The sequence below is a fragment of the Longimicrobiaceae bacterium genome (assembly GCA_035936415.1).
Taxonomy (GTDB): domain Bacteria; phylum Gemmatimonadota; class Gemmatimonadetes; order Longimicrobiales; family Longimicrobiaceae; genus JAFAYN01.
In genome coordinates, this window is sequence record DASYWD010000038.1 from 1 (window position 1) to 23,169 (window position 23,169).

General features: G+C 73.7%; 6 protein-coding genes. All 6 read left to right on the forward strand.

Annotation, left to right across the window (positions count from 1 at the left end):
• On the forward strand, positions 1 to 1,589 hold a 1,589-nt coding region (locus tag VGR37_01495; GenBank protein HEV2146070.1), incomplete at its 5' end, for a condensation domain-containing protein.
• Positions 1,590 to 1,600: 11 nt separating this feature from the next.
• Positions 1,601 to 2,650, forward strand: coding sequence for a TauD/TfdA family dioxygenase (locus tag VGR37_01500; GenBank protein ID HEV2146071.1), 1,050 nt, complete (start codon positions 1,601 to 1,603; stop codon positions 2,648 to 2,650).
• A gap of 51 nt (positions 2,651 to 2,701) precedes the next feature.
• Positions 2,702 to 9,196 carry an amino acid adenylation domain-containing protein gene (locus VGR37_01505; GenBank protein HEV2146072.1) on the forward strand — a complete coding sequence of 2,165 codons (6,495 nt, stop codon included), beginning with the start codon at positions 2,702 to 2,704 and terminating at the stop codon, positions 9,194 to 9,196.
• Positions 9,193 to 15,396, forward strand: coding sequence for an aminotransferase class III-fold pyridoxal phosphate-dependent enzyme (locus VGR37_01510; GenBank protein HEV2146073.1), 6,204 nt, complete (start codon positions 9,193 to 9,195; stop codon positions 15,394 to 15,396). Before VGR37_01505 ends, VGR37_01510 begins: the two co-directional genes overlap by 4 nt.
• A gap of 51 nt (positions 15,397 to 15,447) precedes the next feature.
• Positions 15,448 to 17,313, forward strand: a complete 1,866-nt coding sequence (gene asnB / locus VGR37_01515; GenBank protein ID HEV2146074.1) for an asparagine synthase (glutamine-hydrolyzing) — start codon at positions 15,448 to 15,450, stop codon at positions 17,311 to 17,313.
• 14 nt (positions 17,314 to 17,327) lie between these two features.
• Positions 17,328 to 23,150, forward strand: coding sequence for an amino acid adenylation domain-containing protein (locus tag VGR37_01520; GenBank protein ID HEV2146075.1), 5,823 nt, complete (start codon positions 17,328 to 17,330; stop codon positions 23,148 to 23,150).
• Positions 23,151 to 23,169 lie beyond the last annotated feature (19 nt).

A 23,169-nucleotide genomic window follows, 5' to 3' on the forward strand; every position in this document is an offset into this window, starting at 1 on the left:
TCGCTGCCCGGATCCGGGCAGCGATGCGCGTGGACGTGCCGGTGGGGGTCTTCTTCGCCTTCCCCACGGTGGAAGGGCTGGCGGCGTGGATCGCCGGGGAAGGGGCCCCCGGGGAGGCCGACGACCCCTCGGTCCTCGGGCCGGCCGACCGCAGCCGGCCGATCCCGCTCTCGGCGGAGCAGGAGCGTCTCTGGTTCCTGAGCTACGTGGGAGACACGGAGTCCAGCTACACGGTGTCGAAGGGGCTCCGGCTGGAGGGGATCGAGATCGACCTCGGCCGCCTGGCGCGCAGCTTCTCCATCGTCGTGGAGCGCCACGAGGCGCTGCGCACCGTCTTCCCCGCCGTGGAGGGGCAGGGGCGCCAGCACGTCCTCCCACCCGCGCCCTTCGTGCTCCCCTCGGTGGACCTGCGGGCCGTCCCGGCGCGGGAGCGGCCGGCGGAGACCCGGCGCGTGGCGGGGCTGGAGGCCGTCCGCCCCTTCGACCTGGAGCGGGGCCCACTCTTCCGCGCGCTGGTGGTCCGCACCGGCGACACGGAGTACGTCCTGCTGACCAACCTGCACCACATCGTCACGGACGCCTGGTCCACCGGGATCCTGGTGCAGGAGCTCATGGAGTGCTACCAGGCGCTCAGCACCGGCCGCGAGCCGGTCCTTCCGCGCCTCCCGGTCCAGTACGCGGACTACGCCGGGTGGCAGCGCCGCTGGCTGGAGAGCCCGGCCGCCGACGAGCAGCTGCGGTACTGGAAGCGGCAGCTGGCCGGCCTCCCTGCCCTCGACCTGTGCCCCGACCGTGCGCGCCCGGCGCGGGTGAGCTACCGCGGAGGCAGCCTGCGCATGCAGCTCTCCGCCGAGCTCTCCGCCCGGCTGCGGGCGCTCGCGGAGCGCGAGCGGGTGACGCTCTTCATGCTCCTGCTGGCGGGGTTCAAGGTGGTGCTGGCGCACTACAGCCGGCAGCGCGACGTGGTGGTGGGGATCGATGCGGCGAACCGCCGGACCGTGGAGCTGGAGCGCCTGATCGGCTTCTTCATCAACGAGCTGGTGCTCCGCAGCGACCTCTCCGGGGACCCCGCGTTCACGGCCCTCCTGGGGCGCGTGCGCGACGTCACGCTCGGGGCCTACCAGAACCAGGACCTCCCCTTCGGGCTGCTGGTGAAGGAGCTGGTCGGAAGGCGCGACCTGGGCACCAACCCGCTCTTCCAGGTGATGTTCGGCCTCAAGAACGCCCCCCGGCCCGACGTGGCGCTGGACGGGCTGCGCGTGCATCCGGTCGAGGTGGCCTCGGAGGTCGCGGTGTTCGAGCTGTGCCTCTACATGGAGGAGACCCCGCGGGAGATCTTCGGGCTCTTCACGTACCGGACCGACCTGTTCGACGCCGCCACCATCGAAGCGATGCGGAGCGACCTCGTGGAGGTGCTGGAGCGGGTGAGCGAGCACCCCGGCGTGGGCGTGGAGGAGCTGGTGGGGAACCTGGGCGTGAGAGAGCGCGAGCGGCGCGCGGAGCGGACCCGGATCGCCGAGCAGGCCGGGCGGAGGATGTTGAAGAGCGTGCAGAGGAAAGCGATCCCGATCACCTCGCCACCTGAATGAGAGGGCCCCCGATGAGCACGACCGACCAGAGCAGGACCGGCGCCCCGGCGTTCCGCGCGGGACCCCGCAGGACGATCGGAGGGGCGCAGGAGAGCCTCATCCGGGAGGACCTGCTCCGTCCCGGGCAGGAGCTCCCCCTGGTGATCCGGCCCGCGGTGGCCGGCCTGGACCCGCTCGCCTGGGCGAGCGGGAACCGGGAGCTGATCGAGGGGCGCCTCCGCAAGCACGGCGCGATCCTCTTCCGGGGCTTCCCCATCCCGACGGTGGAGACGTTCCACGCCTTCGTGGAGGCCGCCGTCGGAGAGCTGATGGAGTACAGGGAGCGCTCCTCGCCGCGGCACGAGGAGGGGGAGCGGGTCTACACCTCTACCGACTACCCGGCGGACCAGCGGATCTTCCTGCACAACGAGCACTCGTACGCCCGGCGCTTCCCGCTCAAGCTCTTCTTCTTCTGCCTCACCCCGGCGGAGGAGGGGGGGCAGACCCCCATCGCGGACACCCGCAGGATCTTCCAGCGCGTCGATCCGGCCATCCGGGACCGCTTCGCGGAGAAGGGCTGGAGGTACGTCCGCAACTTCGGCGACGGCTTCGGGCTCCCCTGGCAGACCGTCTTCCAGACCTCCGACCCGCGGGAGGTGGAGGAGTACTGCGCCCGGAACGGGATCGAGTGCGAGTGGAAGCCCGGGAACCGGCTCCGCACCTGGCAGACGCGCCCCGCCATCGCGGTGCATCCGCGCACCGGGGAGGAGACCTGGTTCAACCACGCCACCTTCTTCCACGTCACGACCCTCCCGCGGGAGATGCGCGAGGCGCTCCTGGCCGACTTCGCGGAGGGCGACCTCCCGAACAACACCTACTACGGGGACGGGTCGCCCATCGAGCCCGAGACCATGGAGGCGCTCCGGGCCGCCTACCAGGCGGAGACGGTGATGTTCGACTGGGAGGCGGGCGACGTCCTCCTCGTCGACAACATGCTGGCCTCCCACGCGCGGGAGTCGTTCCGCGGCCCCCGCCGGGTGCTGGTGGCCATGGCCGATCCCTACGAGCGCACGGACCTGTAGGCGGCCCTGCCGCTGCCCGGTACCCCCGAGACACTGCACCAAGAAGCCGAGATGAGCACGACGGAGACCGCCTTCCAGGGATTCAGACTCTCCCCGCAGCAGGTACGCATCTGGTCGCTCGCGCAGGCGGACCCGGACGTGCCGCTCCACGCGTGGTGCGCCGCGCGGCTCCGGGGAAGCCTTGACCGGAGCGCCCTGGAGGAGGCCATCGCCTCCGTCGTGCGGTCGCACGAGATCCTCCGTACCCACGTCCGCGTGATCCCCGGCGCCGGCCTCCCGGTGCAGGTGGTGGAGGAGGACGTCCGGGTCCCGCTGGAGTACGCCGACCTGGAGGGCCTCCCCGCCCCGGACCGCGAGGGGGCGGAGGCCGCGTGGATCGAGTCCGCCGGGGCCCGGCTCCGCGAGGCGGTGGGCGGGTCGCTGCTCCGCGCGGGGCTCTTCCGGCGGGGCGCGGACGACCACGTGCTCTACCTGGTGCTCCCCGCGGTGTGCGCCGACCTGGCCACCCTGGACAACCTGGCCTCGCAGCTGGCGCACGCGTACGGGCGGATCGCCGGGGGGAGCCACCCGGAGCCGGAGGAGGTGGTCCAGTACGTCGACTTCTCCGAGTGGCTGAACGAGATGCTCACCTCGGAGGAGGCCCGCGAGGGCCGTGAATTCTGGGCGCGGAGCTCTGCCCCCGACCCGGCGGAGGCCACGCTCCTGGGCGGGTGGGCCGCGGATCCCGGCGCGGCCTCCGCCGGACCCGGGGCGCACCGGGAGCGGCTCTCTCCCGCGCTGACCCGCCGGCTGGACGGGGTGGCCGCCGCGCACGGGGTGAGCGCCGCGGCCTGGCTGCTGGCCGCGTGGCAGGTGCTCATCCACCGCCACGGGGCGGAGGGGGGGGCCACCGTGGGTGTCGCCGTGGAGGGACGCAGCTACGAGGAGTTCCACCGCAGCCTCGGCCCGTTCGCCAAGTACGTCCCGCTCCCGGGGCGGGTGCGCGACGGCGCGCCGTTCGCGGCGCTCGCCGCGGAGGTGGAGGCGGCGCTCGGCGGGGCGAGGAGCTGGCAGGACTACTACGCCTGGGAGCCGCGGAGCGGGGCGCTCTCCGGGGCGGCGTTCGGCTTCGACTACGGCGGCCTCCCTCCGGAGACGGAGACCGCCGGAGGCGTGGCCTGGAGCGTCGAGCGGCGCTGGCACCAGCTCGACCACTTCGGCCTCCGGCTCTCGGCGGAGCGGCTGCGGGAGGAGGGGGAGGAGGTCGTGCAGGTCACGCTGCACCACGACGCGGCCCATCCCGCCGCAGGCGCCGCGCGGCTCCTGCGGCGCTACGGCGTCCTGCTCCGCGAGACGCTGGAGTCCCCCGCGACCGCGGTGGCGGAGCTGGGCCTCCTGGACCCGGAGGAGCGCGAGGAGGTGCTGTTCCGCTGGAACGCGACCGGCACCGGCCCCGCGGTCGAAGAGCCCGTGCACCGGCTCTTCGAGGCGCAGGCCGCGCGGACCCCGGATGCAGTGGCGGTGGGCTGCGAGGGCGCGGCGATCCCCTTCCGGGAGCTGGACGCGGCCGCGAGCCGGATGGCGGGCGCCCTCCGGGAGCGGGGCGTGGGGCGTGGGGCGCGCGTGGGGCTCCTCATGGAGCGCTCCCCGGAGATGGTCGCCGCCCTCCTGGGGGTGCTCAAGGCCGGGGGCGCCTATGTCCCCCTCGATCCCGGGTACCCCGCCGACCGGCTGCGCTTCGTGGCGGAGGACGCCGGCCTCGCCCTGGTGGTCGCGCAGCCGGGGCTGGAGTCGCGCCTGGACCCGCGCTCCCCCGTCCCGGTCGTCTCCCCCGCGGAGCTCGCGGAGAGCGAGCCGGTCGGGGGAGCGCCGATGCCGGAGGTGGACGGCCTCGACGCGGCGTACGTGATCTACACCTCCGGCTCCACCGGCACCCCCAAGGGCGTGGTCGTGGAGCACCGGGGGCTCGCGAACCAGATGGCCTGGATGCAGCGGCGCTTCCCCCTCGCCGCGGGGGACGTGGTGCTCCAGAAGACCCCCTTCAACTTCGACGCATCCGTCTGGGAGATCCTGGCGCCGCTGCTCTCCGGCGCACGCCTCGAGCTGGCGCCCCAGGGGAGCCACGCGGACGGCGCCTACCTGGCCGGGGCGGTGGCGCGGCACGGGGTCACCACCCTCCAGGTGGTGCCTTCCCAGCTCCGCCTGGTGCTCGCGGCCGGAGGGCTGTCCGGGTGGCGGGGGCTCCGCCGCCTCTTCTGCGGCGGCGAGCCGCTCACCGCGGCGCTGTGCGCGGCGGTGAGCCGGGAACTCCCCGGGGTGGAGCTGGTCAACCTGTACGGACCCACGGAAAGCACCGTCCAGGTCGCCTTCTGGCAGGCGGACGAGCAGGAGCCGGGCTCCGTCCCGATCGGCGGGCCGGTGTCGAACACGCGCTTGTTCGTGCTCGACCGCTTCCTGCGGCCGGTGCCGGCGGGGGTGCGCGGGGAGCTGTACGTGGGCGGCGTGCAGGTGGCGCGGGGCTACCTGGGGCGGCCGGACCTCACGGCGGAGCGCTTCGTCCCCGATCCCTTCTCCGGGGTCGCGGGCGCGCGCCTGTACCGCACCGGCGACCTGTGCCGCTGGCGCCTGGACGGGGCGCTGGAGTCCCTGGGCCGCCTGGACGACCAGGTGAAGGTGCGCGGATACCGCGTGGAGCTGGGGGAGATCGAGGCGGTGCTCGAACGCCACCCGGCGGTGCGCGCGGCGGCGGTGGTGGTCCGCGGCGAGGAGGACGAGGCGCGCCTGGTGGGGTACTGGGTGCCCCAGGAGGGAGGCCCGCCGGCCGCGGAGGAGGCGCTCCGCGACTCCCTGCACGGGAGCCTGCCCCCCTACATGGTTCCCTCCATGCTGGTGCAGCTGGATGCGCTCCCGCTCCTCCCCAGCGGGAAGCTGGACCGGAAGGCGCTCCCCGAGCCCGTGGCGGCCGGGGGGTCGGCGCGGGCGTACGAGCCCCCGGCCACGCCCCTGGAGGAGGCGCTGGCGCTCATCTGGGCGGAGGTGCTCGGCGTGGAGCGGCTGGGGGCCCACGACAACTTCTTCTCCCTGGGAGGAGACTCGATCCTGAGCGTCCGGGTGGTGGGGATGGCGCGGGAGCGGGGGCTGACCCTGTCCGTGCAGGACCTCTTCGAGCGGCAGACGGTGCGCGCCCTGGCGGAGAAGCTCGCGCGGGACGCGGGGGGCGCCGCGGCGGCCGACGCCGTGCTCGGCCGGGAGCGGCACCCCTTCGACCTGATCTCCGGGGATGACCGGGGAAAGCTGCCGGAGGACGCGGTGGACGCCTACCCGCTGGCGGCCCTCCAGGCGGGGATGCTCTACCACCAGGAGCTGGCGCGCGAGACGCCGGCCTACCACAACGTCAACAGCTACCAGTTCCGCGGCCACTTCGACGAGGAGTGCTTCCGCCGGGCGGTGCAGCGCTCCGTGGATCTGCACGAGAACCTGCGCACTTCCATCCACCTGCGGGGCTTCAGCGAGCCGCTCCAGGTGGTGCACGCGGCCGCGGCCGTGCCCGTGCACGTGGAGGATCTCCGGCACCTGGAGGCCGACGAGCAGGAGCGGCACCTGCGGGCCTTCCGGGAGAGGGAGTTCCGCGACCTCCTGGAGCTGACGGTCCCGCCGCTCATGCGCCTGCACGTGCACCGGCGCGCGGACGATCGCTTCCAGCTCACGCTCACCGAGTGCCACGCCATCGCGGACGGGTGGAGCACCACCTCGCTTTTCGGCGACATCTTCCGGGACTACGCCGCCCTCCTGCGCGGCGAGCCGCTCCCGGAGCGCCCGCTCCCGCAGGCCCGCTTCCGCGACTTCGTGGAGCTGGAGCGCGAGGCCGTCCGCTCCGAGGCGACGCAGCGCTTCTGGCGCGAGCGCCTGGCCGGTCTGGCCCCGCTCCGTCTCCCGCAGCTCCCGGAGCGCTTCCGGGAGAGCGGGAAGGCGGGGACGGAGCGGCTGCTCGTCCGCGTCTCCCCCGAGCTGCAGGACGGGCTGCGCCGCCTGGCGCGCGCCTGGGCGGTCCCGCTGCGCAGCATCCTGCTCACGGCGCACCTGAAGATGATGGGGGTGCTCACCGGCCGCCGGGACGTGGTGACGGGCGTCGTCTCCAACGGACGGCCGGAGGTGGCCGGCGGCGCCGACGTTCGCGGGCTCTTCCTGAACACCCTCCCCATGCGCCTGGAGCTGGGGCACGGGAGCTGGCGGGAGCTGGTCCGTGACAGCTTCCGCACCGAGCTGGCGATGCTGCCGCACCGCCGCTATCCGCTGGCGCAGCTGCAGCGGGAGCACGGCCCCGAGCGCCTGTTCGAGACCACCTTCAACCTGGTGCACTTCCACTCCTTCGCAGAGGTCATGCGGGAAGGCGTGGTGGAGGTGGTGGACAACATGGACCTGGCGGAGACGAGCTACCCGTTCATGGCGACGGCCTCGCTCCACCCGGTGACGTCCGACATCCTGAGCCTCATGCTGCAGTACCGCGCCTCGCTCTTCTCCGGGGCGCAGGTGCGCGAGATCGGCGAGGGGTACCGCCGGGTGCTGGAGGCGATGGTGGCCGCGCCCGAGGAGCGGCACGATGCCGTGCCCCTGCTCTCGGACGAGGCCCGGCGCGAGGTGCTGCGCGACTGGAACGCGAGCGACGCCCGCCTTCTGGGGATGGACGTCCCGGTGCAGGAGGGCTTCGCCGCGCAGGCCGCGCGGACACCGGGCGCCGTGGCGCTGGAGAGCGGCGACCGGATGGTGACCTACGCCGAGCTGGAGGCGCTCTCCAACCGTCTCACCCACCACCTCCGGGGGCGGGGGGTTGGCCCCGAGTCGCGCGTGGGGCTGCTGCTGGAGCGGTCGCCGGAGATGGTGATCTCCATCCTCGCGGTGCTCAAGGCCGGCGGCGCCTACGTGCCGCTCGACCCCGCCGCTCCCGCCGAGCGCCTGGCCTTCCAGGCCGCCGACGCCGGGCTCGCCCTGGTCCTCACCCAGCGCGCGCTGCGCGAGCGCATCGGCCCCGGACACCGGGCTCCTCTGCTGGTGCTGGAGGACGCCGCCGCGGAGCTCGTCTCGGAGCCGGCCGGCGCCCCCGGGGTGGAGGTGGACGGACGCAGCGCGGCGTACGTGGTCTACACCTCCGGCTCCACCGGCCGCCCGAAGGGGGTGGTCGTGGAGCACCGCAGCCTGAGCAACCACATGGCGTGGATGCAGTCACGCTACCCGCTGGACGGGTCGGACGCCGTCCTGCAGAAGACGCCCTACATCTTCGACGCCTCCGTCTGGGAGATCTTCGCTCCGCTGCTGGCGGGCGCCCGGCTGGTGCTGGCTCCGCCGGGCGCGCACGCCGACGCGCGCTACCTGGCCGGGGCGGTGGCACGCCACCACGTCACCACGCTCCAGGTGGTTCCCTCGCAGCTTCACCTGGTGCAGGCCGGCGCGGGGCTCGACTCCTGGACCGGGCTCCGCCGCCTCTTCAGCGGCGGCGAGCCGCTCACCGCGGCACTCTGCGCGGCCGTGCGGGAGAAGCTTCCGGAGGTGGAGCTGGTCAACCTCTTCGGCCCCACCGAGGCCACCATCCAGGTGACCCACTGGCGGGTCGGCGCCGGGGAGGGCGACGCGCCCATCGGCCGCCCGGTGGCCAACGCGCGCGTGTTCGTGCTGGACGAGGGGATGAACCCCCTCCCCCCGGGTGTCCCCGGTGAGCTCTTCCTGGGGGGCGCCGCCCTGGCGAGGGGGTACCTCGGCCGCCCGGATCTCACCGCGGAGCGCTTCGTCCCCGACCCCTTCGCGGGTGTGCCCGGGGCGCGCCTGTACCGGAGCGGCGACCTGGGGTGGTGGACGCCGGACGGCGTGCTGGAGTTCCTGGGGCGGGTGGACGAGCAGGTGAAGATCCGCGGCTTCCGCATCGAGCCCGGGGAGGTGGAGGCCGCGCTCCTGGAGCACGGGGGCGTGGCGCAGGCGTGCGTGGCGGCGCGGCGCGACCGCGGCCACGACCACCGCCTGGTGGCGTACGTGGTTCCCGCCGCGGGGGAGCGCCCCGGCACCGGCGAGCTGCTCGCCCACCTGCGCGGACGGCTCCCCGAGCACGCCGTGCCCGCCGCCTTCGTGACGCTGGACGCGCTTCCGCTTACCGCGAGCGGAAAGGTGGACCGCCGCGCGCTCCCCGAGCCCGACCGCAGCCGCCCCGAGCTGGAGGTGGGCTACCTCCGGCCGGAGAGCGAGCTGGAGGAGCGGATCGCGGCCATCTGGGCGGAGGTCCTGGACCTGGAACGGGTGGGAGCGCACGACAACTTCTTCGACCTGGGCGGCCACTCCCTCCTGCTGATGCGCGTGCACGAGCGGCTGGAGCGCGTGCTCGGGCGGGAGGTGCCGCTGGTGGGGCTGCTGCAGAACCCCACCGTGCGCTCGCTGGCGGAGTGGCTGGGAGGCCGGGACGGCGGCGCTGAGGCGCGCGAGCAGGGCGGGAGCCGGGGCGAGGCCCGCCGGGCCGCGATGGGGCTGCGCGGGCAGCTCCGGGGGCGCCCTGCGGCGGGCTCTTCGGACCCGGAGGCGGCATGACGGCGCCCGGCGGCGACTCCGGGGCCTGGACCGGGCTCGAGGTCGCGATCGTGGGGATGGCGGGGTGCTTCCCCGGGGCCGCCGACGTCGAGGCCTTCTGGAAGAACCTGCGCGACGGCGTGGAGGCCGTCCGCTCCTTCACCCGGGAGGAGCTCCTGGAGGCCGGCGTGGACCCGGCCCTCCTGGAGCACCCCGACTACGTGCGTGCCGGCGGGGCGCTGGAGGGGGGGGACCTCTTCGACGCCGCCTTCTTCGACGTCACCCCCCGCGACGCGGAGATCCTCAACCCGCAGCACCGGGTGTTCCTGGAGCGCGCGTGGGAGGCGCTGGAGCACGCCGGCTACGATCCGGGCCGCTTCGGAGGGCCCATCGGGGTGTTCGCGGGCTCCAGCCTGAACACCTACCTGGTGAACGTGCTCTCCAACCCCCGGGTGGCCGACGCGGTGGGGTGGGCGCGCATCCGCATCGCCAACGACAAGGACTTCCTGGCGACGCACACCTCCTACCGCCTCGACCTGAACGGCCCCAGCGTCTCCGTGCAGACGGCGTGCTCCACCTCGCTGGTGGCGGTGCACCTGGCCTGCCAGAGCCTGTTGAACCGGGAGTGCGACCTGGCGCTGGCCGGAGGAGTGTCCATCCACGTGCCCCTCAAGCAGGGCTACCTGTACCAGCCGGGGGGGATCAACTCTCCCGACGGACACTGCCGGGCCTTCGACGCGGACGCGAACGGCGGGGTGGGCGGCGAGGGCGCGGGGGTGGTGGTGCTGAAGCGCCTCGCCGACGCCCTTGCGGACGGCGACCACGTGCACGCCGTGATCCGGGGCTCCGCCATCAACAACGACGGCTCCGGGAAGGTGGGCTTCACCGCTCCGAGCGTGGGCGGGCAGACCCGCGTGATCGCGGAGGCGCTCGCCGTGGCCGCCGTGGAGCCGGAGACGATCCAGTACGTGGAGACGCACGGGACCGGCACGCCCCTGGGCGACGCCGTGGAGGTGCAGGCGCTCCACAAGGTCTTCGCGGGGCCCCGCAGTTCCGGCGACCTCTGCGCCCTGGGGTCGGCCAAGACCGCGGTGGGGCACCTGGACGCCGCGGCCGGGGTGACGGGGCTGATCAAGGCGACGCTGGCGATGGAGAGGGGAGAGATCCCGCCCACCCTGAACTTCCGGAAGCCGAACCCGCACATCGAGTTCGCCTCCGACACCTTCTTCGTGAACACCCGGACGAGACCGTGGGCGCGCAACGGCACGCCGCGCCGCGCGGGGGTGAGTTCCTTCGGGATCGGGGGGACCAACGCCCACGTCGTCCTGGAGGAGGCGCCTCCCGCCGCGCCGTCGGGCCCGTCGCGCCCGTCGCAGCTGCTGGTCCTCTCCGCGCGCACCGGGCCGGCTCTCCGGGCGGCGGCGGAGAGGCTGGCCGACCACCTGGAGCGCGGTGGGCACCCGCTCCCCGACGTGGCCTTCACGCTGTGCACCGGGCGGAAGCAGATGGCCCACCGCATGGCGCTGACCTGCCGCGACACGGCGGAGGCGGTGCGCAAGCTCCGGGGCGGGCCCGGGGCGCGGCGCACGCTGAGGGAGGCCGGGGAGGGGGAGCGACCGGTGGCCTTCATGATCCCCGGCCTGGGGCTCCACCACCCGAACATGGGGCGGGGGCTCTACGAGCACGAGCCGGTGTACCGCGAGGCGGTGGACCGCTGCGTCGCGGTGCTGGAGCCCGTGCTGGGCGCCGACCTGCGCGAGGTGCTCTTCCCCCCCGGGTCCGAAGAGCCCGCGGCCGCCGGGGGGTGGGACCTGCGCCGCCTGCTGGACCGCGAGGGAGGGGGGGAGGACACGGCCGCGGCGCGGCTCAACCAGACACGCTTCGCGCACCCGGCGGCGTTCGTGACCGCCTACGGCCTGGCGCGGCTCTGGACGAGCTGGGGGGTCCGGCCGCGGGCGCTCATCGGGCACAGCCTGGGCGAGTACGTGGCCGCGTGCCTCGCCGGGGTCTTCCGCCTGGAGGACGCCCTGCACATGGTGGCTCTCCGCGCGCGCCTGATCGACGAGCTCCCCGAGGGGGCCATGCTGGCCGTCCTCCTCCCGCCGGACGAGGTCCGCCCGCTCCTCCATGGTTCACTGGGGATCGGAGCGGTGAATACCCCGGAGAGCTGCGTGGTCTCCGGCCCGGCGGGAGCGGTCGCGGAGCTGGAGACCGCGCTCGCGGCGCGCGACGTGGTGTGCAGCCGCCTCCCCACTCGCCACGCCTTCCACTCGCGCGAGATGGAGCCGGTCGCGGCCCGGCTTCGCGAGCTGCTGGACGGGGTGGAGATGGGTGCGCCGCGCATCCCCTTCGTCTCCAACCTCACCGGCGCGTGGATCACGGAGGAGGAGGCCCGCTCGCCCGCGTACTGGACGCGCCACCTCTGCGAGCCCGTCCGCTTCACCGACGGGCTCGCCACCCTTCTCGCGGAGCCCCGGCTGGCGCTGCTGGAGATCGGACCCGGCCAGACCCTCGGCGCCTGGGCGCTGCAGCACCCGGGCAACACCGGGCCGGACCGCCCGGTCGTCTCCTCCCTGCGGCACGCCCACAACCGCGTCCCCGACCAGGATTTCGTCCAGGAGGCGCTGGGGCAGCTCTGGGCGTCGGGCGTGGAGGTGGACTGGTTCGCGTTCAGCCGCCACGAGCGCCGCCGCCGCGTCCCGCTCCCCACCTACCCCTTCGAGCGCGAGCGGTACTGGATCGACGCGCCGCGACCGGCTCGGGCCGCTCCCCGCCCCGCGCCGGACGATACCCCCATCGCACGGACCGAGCCCAACGAGATGAGCAGCCGCACCGTCCCCGCGGACGAGCACCCCCGCGAAGCGGGCCCCGCCCGGTACGAGGCCATCGTCGCCCGGATCAAGGGCCTGGTCACCGAGCTGACCGGGGTGGAGGAGAGCCGGATCGACCTGGACCTCCACTTCCTGGAGAACGGGGTGGACTCGCTCCTCCTGATCCAGGCCGCGCAGCGCCTGGAGAAGGAGTTCGGCGTCCGGCTTCCGCTGGTGCAGCTCCTGGAGGAGATCTCCAGCATCGCGGCCGTCGCGCGCCACCTGGACAGCGTGCTCCCCCCGGAGACGACGGTCCCGGGCGCGGAGCCCCCCGCCGCGCCCGCTGAGACCCCGCCCGATCCGGCGGGGGTGGTCGCCGCGCCGCCGCACTTCTTCCCCTCCGCGCCGGCCGCGCCCGCCGCCGGCCACGGGAGCGAGCTCGCCCGGGTCATCGAGCAGCAGATCCAGCTGATGGGCCAGCAGCTGCGCGCGCTGCAGGGCCACGCCGACGTCGGTGTTCCCGTCGCGGGGCCGGCCGCGGAGAGCGCCTCCGCCCCCGTGGCGGCGGTGGAGCCGCCAGCGCGCGCGCGGTACGAGCCCGCGGCGTACGTGGCCTACCAGCCGGTCAACTCGCAGGCGATGAGCGGGATGACCGAGCGGCAGAGCGCCTACCTGAACGACTTCATCGCCCGCTACGTGGAGCGGACCCGGGCGTCCAGGGCCCATCAGGAGCGCTACCACCTGCCGCTGGCCGACAGCCGCGTCACGGCGCGCTTCCGGCGGGCCTGGAAGGAGCTCTGCTATCCGATCGTCGGCGAGCGGGCCCGGGGATCGCGGCTGTGGGACCTGGACGGGAACGAGTACGTGGACGGCGGGATGGGGTTCGGGTGCACGCTCTTCGGGCACGGCCCGGACTTCGTCACGCGGGCCATCCAGGAGGAGCTGGAGCGGGGGTACGGCCTGACCGCGCAGTCCAGGCTGGCCGGACGGGCGGCCGAGCTGATCTGCGAGATCGGCGGCAACGAGCGGGCGGTCTTCTGCAACTCGGGGTCGGAGTCCTTGATGGCGGCCATCCGCGCGGCCCGTACCTTCACGGGGCGGAACCGGATCGCCCTCTTCACCGGCAGCTACCACGGGTGGTACGACGGGACCCAGGTGCGCCTGGCCGGCGAGAACGTGGTCCCGTCCGCGCCGGGGATCACCCCGGGCTCCGTGCAGGACGTGCTCCTCCTGGAGTACGACTCCCCGGCCTCCCTGGAGGCCCTGGCCCGGCACATGGACGAGCTCGCCGCGGTGGTGGTGGAGCCGGTGCAGAGCCGGCGCCCCGACGTCCAGCCGCGCGCCTTCCTGCACGAGCTGCGCAGGATGACCCGTGACGCCGGGGTCCTCCTGGTGTTCGACGAGCTGGTGACCGGGTTCCGCATCCTCCCCGGCGGGGCGCAGGCGTTCTTCGAGGTGGACGCCGACCTGGTCACCTACGGGAAGGTGGTGGCCGGCGGGCTCCCCATGGGCGTGGTCGCCGGGAAGAAGGACGTCATGGGGGTCTTCGACGGCGGCCTCTGGAGCTACGGCGACGATTCGTATCCCGCCGTGCAGCGCACGCTCTTCGGCGGGGCCTTCTTCAAGCACCCGATCTCCATGGCGGCCACGTGCGCCATCATGGAGGAGATCCGGCGCGGCGGCGTGCCCATGTACGAGCGCCTCAACGAGCGGGTGGCGCGGATGGTCGCCCGGATGAACGCCTTCTTCGACGAGCGGGATGCGCCGGTCACGGCGGTGCACTTCGGCTCGATCTTCCGCTTCTTCTTCCGGCAGGACGTCAAGTTCTCCGACCTCTTCGTGCACCACCTGATCCACGGGGGCGTCTTCGTGCTCCCGGAGACGGGGACGTGCTTCATCTCCACCGCGCACACCGACGAGGACCTGGAGGTGATCTTCCGGGTCGTCTGCGAATCGGTGGAGAGGATGCAGCAGGGCGGGCTCCTCCCCGGCGGGGCGGAAGACGCCGCGGCCGCCGCCCCCGGAGCGGCCGCCACCCCCCTGGCCGTGCCGCTGACCGAGGGGCAGCGGCAGCTCTGGATCGAGGCGCAGATGGGCGAGGAGGCGTCGCGCGCCTACATCGAGTCCACCTCGCTCCACCTCCACGGGCGGCTCGACTTCCCCGCGCTCCGCCGGGCGCTCCAGACCCTGGTGGACCGCCACGAGGGCCTGCGCACCACCTTCAGCCGCGACGGCGAGCACCAGGTGATCCACCCGGCCGTGACGCTCGACGTGCCGCTGGTGGACTTCTCGGCCATGGAGCCCGAACAGCGCGAGGAGAGGGTCCGCGCGTGGGTCCGGCGCGAGGCCGGCGGCGCCTTCGACCTCGCGGCCGGCCCGCTGGTGCGCTGCGCGGTGGCCGCCCTGGAGCCGGAGCACCACCTGCTGGTGATCTCGTTCCACCACGCCATCGCCGACGGGTGGTCGTTCAGCGTCATGATGAACGAGCTCACGGTGCTGTACGCCGCCGAGAGGGAGCGTCGCCCGGCCGACCTGCCGCCGCCCACGCGGTACAGCGACTTCGCCCGGGAGCGGGCCGCGGCGGTGTCGGGAGGGGACACGGCGGAGGCGGACGCCTTCTGGCTGGAGCAGTTCGCGGACGGGGTGCCGGTGCTGGACCTCCCCACGGACCGCCCCCGGCCGCCGGTGCGCACCAATCGCGGCGAGCGCTTCGAGCAGGTGCTGGACGGCACCCTGGTGGAGCGGCTCGCCGCGCCGGGGAGGAAGAACGGCCTCACCGTCTTCCACATGCTCCTCTCCACCTTCTGCGTCTGGCTGGGCCGGCTCTCCGGCCAGGACGACCTGGTCGTCGGCGTGCCGTCCGCGGGGCAGGCGGCGAGCACCGGGGGCGGGCGGCTGGTGGGCTACGACATCAACCTCCTCCCGCTGCGCGTGCGCCTGGACCCCGCGATCCCGTTCCTGGAGCTCGCCCGAGAGGTGCGCCGGACCACCCTGCGCTCGGTGGACCACCAGGCCTTCTCCTTTCCGCGCCTGGTGGAGCGGCTCGCGCTGCGCGATCCGAGCCGCCCGCCGCTCGTTTCCGTGATGTTCAACGTGGACCGGGGCGGGGGAGGGGAGAGCTTCTTCCTCGGCGACCTCCGCGTGGAGTTCGAGAGCAACTTCAGCGGGGCGTCCAAGCTCGACCTGAACGTCAACATGAGCGAGGGGCCGGGCAGCCTCACCCTGTACTGCGACTACAACACCGACCTCTTCGACGGCGCCACCATCGAGCACTGGTTCGCCTCGTTCGAGCGGCTCCTGGCCAGCGTCGCCGAAGCGCCGGAGGAGCCGATCTGGAGCCTCGACGCGGTCCCCGCCGAGGACCTTCACCGGATCGTGGACGACTTCTGCCGCCCGGAGCTCGAATGCTGACGCTGGTTCCGCCGACTGCGGCGCCGCGCGAACCCTGGGGAGGAGGGCCGGATGTGCGGCATTGCCGGGTACGTTGACACGCGCCACGAGCGCCCGGCGGAGCGGGAGGTGCTGGCGCGGATGGCCGGCGTCCTCACCCACCGCGGCCCCGACTCCGACGGCTGCTTCGTGGACGGGAGCATGGGGCTGGGCTTCCGGAGGCTCAGCATCATCGGCCTGGAGGACGGGCAGCAGCCCCTCTACAACGAGGACCGCTCCCTCGTCCTGATCTGCAACGGGGAGATCTTCAACTACCGCGAGCTCCGGGAGGAGCTGGTGGGGCGCGGCCACGTCTTCCGCACCCACAGCGACACGGAGGTGCTCCTCCACCTGTACGAGGACCACTCCACCCGGCTGCTGGAGAAGCTGAACGGGCAGTTCGCCTTCGCGCTCTACGACCGGAAACGGCGCCGGCTCTTCATGGCACGGGACCCCTTCGGCGTGGCCCCGCTCTTCTACACGGTGGCGGACGGAACGCTGATCTTCGCCTCGGAGGTCAAGGCGATCCTCCAGCACCCGCTCGCCCCGCGCGGGGTGGACCTCACCGGGCTGGACCAGGTCCTCTCCCTCCCCGGCGTGGTGAGCCCGAGGACCATGTTCCGGGACGTGCGCAGCCTGGCGCCGGGCCACTACCTCGTGGCGGAGGACGGCGCGCTGCGGACCGCGGAGTACTGGGACCTCGACTACCCCCTCGCCGCGGACGCGCCCTCCCCCCGCCCGGAGGAGTACTACGTGGAGGCGCTCCGGGACCGTCTGCGCCGCTCGGTGGAGTACCGGCTCCGGGCCGACGTTCCCGTGGGGGTGTACCTGAGCGGGGGGCTCGACTCCTCGCTGATCGCCGCGCTGGCGCGGGAGGTGGCAGGGGAGGGAATGAAGTCGTTCGCCATCGGCTTCACCGAGCGGAGGATCTGCGAGTCCTCGCACCAGCGGGTGCTGGCGCGGCACGTGGGCGCCGACCTCCAAGAGATCCTGTTCGACTGGTCGGCCATCTCCGGGCGGCTGTCCAGGGCCGTCTACCACTCGGAGTGCGCGCTGAAGGAGACCTACAACACCTGCTCCCTCGCGCTCTCCGAAGCGGCGCGGAGCGCCGGGGTCCCCGTGGTGCTCTCGGGCGAGGGCTCGGACGAGCTCTTCGCCGGGTACGTGGGGTACCGCTTCGACCAGTACGGCGTGCGCGAGGGCGGCGACGCGGGGCTGGACGAGCTCCTGGAGGAGGAGATGCGGGAGCGGGTGTGGGGCGACGCGGCGCTCCGCTACGAGACCGACTTCAACGCCCTCCGGGAGCTGAAGTCCGTCCTGTACTCCCGGGAGCTCGCCGCGGGGCTGGACGACTTCGACTGCTTCAACTTCGACCTGGTCAACCGCGACCGCATCCGCGGGCGGCACCCGCTGCACCAGCGGTCGTACCTGGACTTCAAGCTCCGTCTCGCCGACCACCTGGTCTCCGACCACGGGGACCGGATGGCGCTCGCGAACGCGGTCGAGGGGCGGTACCCGTTCCTCGACCTGGGGGTGGTGGAGCTCGCGAGGGAGATCCCCGCGGGCCTGAAGCTCAACGGCCTCAACGAGAAGTACGTGGTCAAGCGGGCGGCCGAGGGGCTGGTTCCCATGGAGATCATCCAGCGCGAGAAGTATAGCTTCCACGCGCCCGGGAGCCCCTACCTCCTGCGCCAGGGGGTGGAGTGGATCAACGACCTCCTCTCGTACGACCGCATCCGGAGGCAGGGCTACTTCAACCCCGACACGGTCGAGCGGCTCCGCCGCCAGTACCTGCAGGACGGCTTCCGCCTGAACCTCCCGTTCGAGACCGACCTGCTGGCCGTGGTCCTGACTTTCGGGATCTGGCTGGACCGTTTCGAGATGTCTTCCCTCAACTGACCTGCACGGTCTGGATGAGCTACAGCAACGTCCTGCACGCATTCGGGCGCTCGGTGAGCGAGCACGGCCCGAAGACCGCCATCGAGTGCGCGGACAGGGAGGTGACCTACGCGGAGCTCGACGCGCGCTCGGCGCACCTGGCCCGCCGCCTGGCTACCCGGGTGCCGCCGGGAGCGCCGGTGGCCGTCCTGTCCGACGACACCATCGAGGTCGTCACCGCGATCCTGGGGATCCTGAAGGCGGGGTGCGCCTTCATGCCGCTGACCCCGCGCGCCCCGCAGTCCCGGCTGGAGGCCATGCTGGCGGTGGGCTCGCCGGGGTGCCTCGTGGCCGGTGAGGGGCTCCTCGACCGGGCGGCCTCCCTCGTCCCGGGCGAGGAGAGGATCGTCGCCCTCGCGGACGGAGAAGACCCGCACGGGCGGGGGGAGGGCGCGCCGCGGGAGCCCGCGGGCCCGGACGAGATGTGCTACGTCTACTTCACCTCGGGCTCCACGGGGCAGCCGAAGGCCATCGCGGGGCGCCACCGGGGGCTGGACCATTTCGTCCAGTGGGAGGTCCGCACGCTGGGGCTCGGGCCGGGGGCGCGGGTCAGCCAGCTCACCACCCCCGTGCACGACCCCTTCCTGCGCGACGTCTTCGTTCCGCTCTGCTCGGGCGGGACGATCTGTGCGCCCGGCGACCGGGAGACGCTGCTCGACGCCCGCAGGCTGATCGAATGGATCGACGACGCGCGGGTGCACGTGCTCCACTCCGTGCCGTCGCTCTTCCGCTCGATCCTCAACGCGGAGCTCGACCCGGACCGGTTCCCCTCGCTCCGGTACGTGCTCCTGGCCGGGGAGGCGCTCCTCCCGGCCGACGTGCGGAGGTGGATGGAGGTCTTCGGTGAGCGCGTGCAGCTCGTCAACGTCTACGGGCCCACCGAGACCACCCTGGCCAAGTTCGCGTACTTCGTCCAGCCCCCCGACCGCGAGCGGCGCACCATCCCGATCGGCAAGCCCATCGAGGGTGCCGCCGCGGTCGTGCTCGACGCCAGGGGGAACCCGTGTCCCGTGGGGACGATCGGCGAGATCTACATCCGCACCCCTTTCCGCTCGCTGGGCTACCTGGGCGACCCGGAGCGCACGCGCGAGGCCTTCGTCCCTAACCCCCTCAGCGGCAACCCGGACGACATCGTCTACCGGACGGGAGACTACGGGCGGGTGCTGGACGACGGGAACTTCGAGCTCCTGGGGCGGCGCGACCACCAGGTCAAGATCCGCGGCCTGCGGGTGGAGCTGACGGAGATCGAGAACGTGCTGCGCGGGCACCCGCAGGTGCGCGACGTCGCGGTGGTGGACCGCGAGCACGCGGACGGCACCCGCTTCCTCTGTGCGTACGTGGTCTCCGACGGGGCGCCGCAGTCGGAGGCGCTGCGGGCGTTCGTGGCGGAGTCGCTCCCGGAGGAGTACCTCCCCACCGCTTTCGTGGTGCTGGAGGCGCTCCCGCGGACCATCACCGGGAAGCTGGACCGGCGGGCGCTCCCCGCCCCCGGCGGCGCGGACGCGATGCGGACGCGCCCCTTCGTGGAGCCGCGCAACCGCGTGGAGGAGGCGCTGGCCGCGATCTGGCGGGAGCTGCTGGGCGCAGCGCGGATCGGGGTGCACGACAACTTCTTCGAGCTGGGGGGGCACTCCCTGCTGGCCACCCGCATCCTGGTGCGGGTGCGCGACGTGCTGGGAGCCGAGCTCTCGCTCCAGGCGCTCTTCGAGGCTCCCAGCGTGGCCGGGCTGGCGGAGCGCGTGGAGTCCCGGCTGCGCGCGGGGGCGGGGGGGGACGCGCCCCCGGTGGTGCCGGTGCCGCGCGACCGGCCCCTCCCGCTCTCCTTCGCGCAGGAGCGGCTCTGGTTCATCGACCAGCTGGAGCCTGCGAGCGCCGCCTACAACCTCCCCGCCGCGCTGCGGCTCCGCGGGGCGCTGGACGTCCCGGCGCTGGAGCGGAGCCTCACGGAGGTGGTCCGGCGCCACGAGGTGCTGCGCACCACCTTCCCCCTCACGGGGGACGGCCGCGCCATGCAGGTGGTGGCGCCGCCGGAGCCGGCCATGCTCCACCGGCTGGACCTCTCCGGCCAGCCGGAGGGAGACCGGGAGCGCGAAGCGCGGAGGCTGGCCGCCCGGGAGGCCGCCACCCCCTTCGACCTGGCGAGCGGGCCCCTGCTGCGGGCCACCCTGGTGCGGATGGCCGAGGAGGAGCACGTGCTGCTCTTCACCCTGCACCACATCGTGAGCGACGGCTGGTCGATGGGGGTGCTCACGCGAGAGGTCTCCGCCCTCTACCCGTCCTTCCAGGAAGGGCGCACGCCGCCCCTTCGGGAGCTCCCCGTCCAGTACGCCGACTACGCGGTGTGGCAGCGGGAGTGGCTCAGGGGAGAGGCGCTGGAGCGGCAGGTGGCCTACTGGAAGGGCTCGCTCGCGGGCGCCCCCCTCCTCCTGGAGCTCCCCACCGACCACGCGCGGACCGCCATGCGGAACGCACGGGGGGGCACGCGCAGGATCGCGCTCCCCGACGGGACCGTGCGGGCCCTGCGTTCGCTGGCCCAGGGGGAGGGTGCCACGCTCTTCATGGCGCTGCTGGCGGCCTTCCAGGCGCTCCTCTCCCGCTACAGCGGGCAGGAGGACGTGGTGGTGGGCACCCCCATCGCCGGGCGCACGCGCCTGGAGCTGGAGGGGCTGATCGGCCTCTTCGTGAACACGCTCGCGCTGCGCGCCGACCTCTCCGGCGACCCCACCTTCCGCGCCCTCCTGCGGCGGGTGCGGGAGGTGACGCTGGGGGCATACGCGCACCAGGAGCTCCCCTTCGAGCGGCTGGTGGAGGAGCTCCAGCCGCCGCGGGACGTCACCCACACGCCGGTCTTCCAGGTGATGCTCGCGCTGCAGAGCGCCGAGCGGGCGCACCTGCGGCTGGGGGAGGTGGCCGTCGAGGGGATCGAGGCCGGGGCGGCCGCGGCACGCTTCGACCTGATGCTCGACCTGGCGGAGGACGGGGAGCGCGTCCACGGCGTGGTGGTGTACCGGGCTGACCTCTGGGAGGAGGAGACGATCGAGCGGCTGATGGGCCACTTCCTCCGCCTGCTGGAGGAGGTCTCCCGCGACCCCGACCGGCCCCTCTCGGGCGTGGAGCTGCTCGGTTCCGAGGAGCGGGCGCGGATCCTCTCGGGCGAGGCGATGGTGTCCCGCGTCCCGGCCCACCGCCCGGACGCCTGCCTCCACCACCTGTTCGAGGAGCAGGCGGCGAGAACGCCGGACAGGGTGGCGGTCCGCTGCGGCGAGCGCACCCTCACCTACGCCGCGCTGGACGGCGAAGCCGGCCGCTTCGCGCACCACCTCCGCGGCCGGGGCGTGCTCCCGGGGGAGCGGGTGGGGGTGTGCGTGGAGCGCTCGGCGGAGATGATGGTGGCGCTGCTGGGGGTGCTGAAGGCGGGCGCGGCGTACGTCCCGCTCGACCCTTCCTATCCCCCGGAGCGCCTCTCGCTCGTGCTGGAGGACGCCGGGATCGGCGTGCTCGTGACACAGGAGTCGCTGCGGACGAGGCTCCCCGGCCACGCCGCCGGGGTGGTCTCGCTCGACGCGGACGCGGAGGAGATCGCGCGCTCCCCCGCCACCCCCGTCTCAGGGGCGGCGGCCGACCCGCGCGGCCCGGCGTACGTGATCTACACCTCCGGCTCCACCGGCCGTCCCAAGGGGGTGGTGGTTCCCCACCGGGCCGTGGTCAACTTCGTCTGCTCCATCCGCGAGCGCCCGGGGGTCTCCGCGGGCGACGTGCTGGCCGCCGTCACCACGCTCTCCTTCGACATCTCCGTCCTGGAGCTGTTCGTGCCGCTGACGGCGGGCGGGGAGGTCGCCGTGATGCCCCGCGAGGTGGTCACCGACGGCGCCCTCCTGGCGGAGGAGCTGGAGCGGTGCGGCGCGACCATCCTGCAGGGGACCCCCGCCCTCTGGCGGCTGCTCCTGGAGGGAGGCTGGGAAGGGAAGCCGGGGCTCACCATGCTCTGCGGGGGCGAGGCGCTCCCCTGGGAGCTGGCCGCGCGGCTCCTGGAGCGAGGGGGGAGCCTCTGGAACATGTACGGCCCGACGGAGACCACCATCTGGTCCGCCGTCCACCGCGTGGGCCCCACGGACGGCGCGGCGGTGATCGGCGGGCCGGTGGACGGGACGCAGCTCTACGTGCTGGACGCCGGGCTGCGCCCGGTGCCCCAGGGGGTGCCGGGGGAGCTGTACATCGGCGGCGACGGCGTGGCCGACGGCTACCTGGGGCGCCCGGAGCTGACGGCGGAGCGCTTCGTCCCTGACCCCTTCGGCGACCGGCCCGGCGCCCGCCTCTACCGCACGGGCGACGTGGTGCGCGGCAGCGGCGCGGGGATGCGCTTCCTGGGACGCACCGACCAGCAGATGAAGGTGCGCGGGCACCGCATCGAGCCCGGCGAGATCGAGGCCGTGCTGGTGCGCCATCCCGCGGTGGCGCAGGCGGTGGTGGTGGCGCGCGCAGACGCCTCCGGGGAGAAGCGCCTGGCCGCGTACGTCGTGGCGGAGCCGGGTGCCGCCCCCGTGGCCGAGGCGCTCCAGGCGCACGCGCGGGAGCACCTGCCGGCGTACATGGTCCCCTCGCTCTTCGTGGTACTGGACGCCTTCCCGCTGACGCCCAACGGCAAGGTGGACCGCAAGGCGCTCCCGGACCCGGCGTCCGCCCCGCGCGTGGTGAGCGAGCGGTACGTGGCGCCCGCCACCGCCACGGAGACCGCCGTGGTCGAGGTGTGGGAGGCGCTGCTGGGCGTGAGCCCGGTGGGAGTCCTGGACGACTTCTTCCTCCTGGGCGGGCACTCCATGCTGGCGGTGCGCATGATGGCGCAGCTCCGCAGGCGCTTCGGCGTGGAGCTGCCGCTCGCCATCCTCTTCGAGCGGCCCACCGTGCGCGACCTCGCCCGCGTGATCGGCGAGGACGCGCAGCCGGGGCGGTGGTCCCCGCTGGTGCCCATCCAGCCGCAGGGAACCCGCACGCCCCTCTTCTTCGTGCATCCGGTGGGCGGGCAGGTGCTCTGCTACGCCGACCTCGCGCGCAGCCTGGGGACCGACCAGCCCTTCTACGCGCTCCAGGCGTCGGGGCTCGCGGAGGTCGGCGACCGGGAGGTGAGCATCGAGGAGATGGCGGCGGAGTACGTCTCCGCCATCCGCGAGGTGCAGCCGCACGGTCCGTACGTGCTGGGCGGGTGGTCGTTCGGAGGCTTCGTGGCCTTCGCCATGGCCCAGCAGCTCCGCGAGGCCGGTGAGGAGGTGGCGCTCCTGGTGCTCCTGGACTCGGAGTCCCCGGAGGCGGCGCGGAGCAGCTACCAGAAGGACGAGGCCGAGGTGCTGGCCCAGCTCGCCCTGGAGCACGGGCACGTGTACGGGGAGACGGTGGCCATCGACCCCGAGAAGCTGCGTCCGCTGGACACGGAAGGGCGGGTGCGGCTGGTGCTCGAGGCGCTGCGGGCCAAGGGGCTGGTGGCGCCGGAGATCGACGTCTCCTGGGTGATGCGGCTGCTGAGCGGCTATCAGGCCCGCAAGCGGGCCGCCGCGCGCTACAAGCCGGCGAGCTATCCCGGGCGTCTGGTACTCTTCCAGCCGAGCGAGCCGGAGTCGGAAGACGAGGTCCCCTTCGGTCCGGAGGCGCCCTCCGCGGGCTGGCGGCTCCACTGCACCGAGCCGGTGGAGTTCCACGTGGTCGGCGGGCGGCACGCCACCATGGTGCGGGGGGAGAACGCCGCGATGCTCGCAAAGCGCCTGCACGGCGTCATCGACGAGTGTGTGTACAGTCCCTGCGCCTAGCGACGAGGGTTAGGTCTCC

What these genes read in the sequence shown, in the direction of transcription:
- VGR37_01520 (HEV2146075.1), top strand. Translation starts at nt 17,328, where the DNA reads ATGAGCTACAGCAACGTCCTGCACGCATTCGGGCGCTCGGTGAGCGAG.
- VGR37_01510 (HEV2146073.1), top strand. Translation starts at nt 9,193, where the DNA reads ATGACGGCGCCCGGCGGCGACTCCGGGGCCTGGACCGGGCTCGAGGTC.
- asnB (HEV2146074.1), top strand. Translation starts at nt 15,448, where the DNA reads ATGTGCGGCATTGCCGGGTACGTTGACACGCGCCACGAGCGCCCGGCG.
- VGR37_01505 (HEV2146072.1), top strand. Translation starts at nt 2,702, where the DNA reads ATGAGCACGACGGAGACCGCCTTCCAGGGATTCAGACTCTCCCCGCAG.
- VGR37_01500 (HEV2146071.1), top strand. Translation starts at nt 1,601, where the DNA reads ATGAGCACGACCGACCAGAGCAGGACCGGCGCCCCGGCGTTCCGCGCG.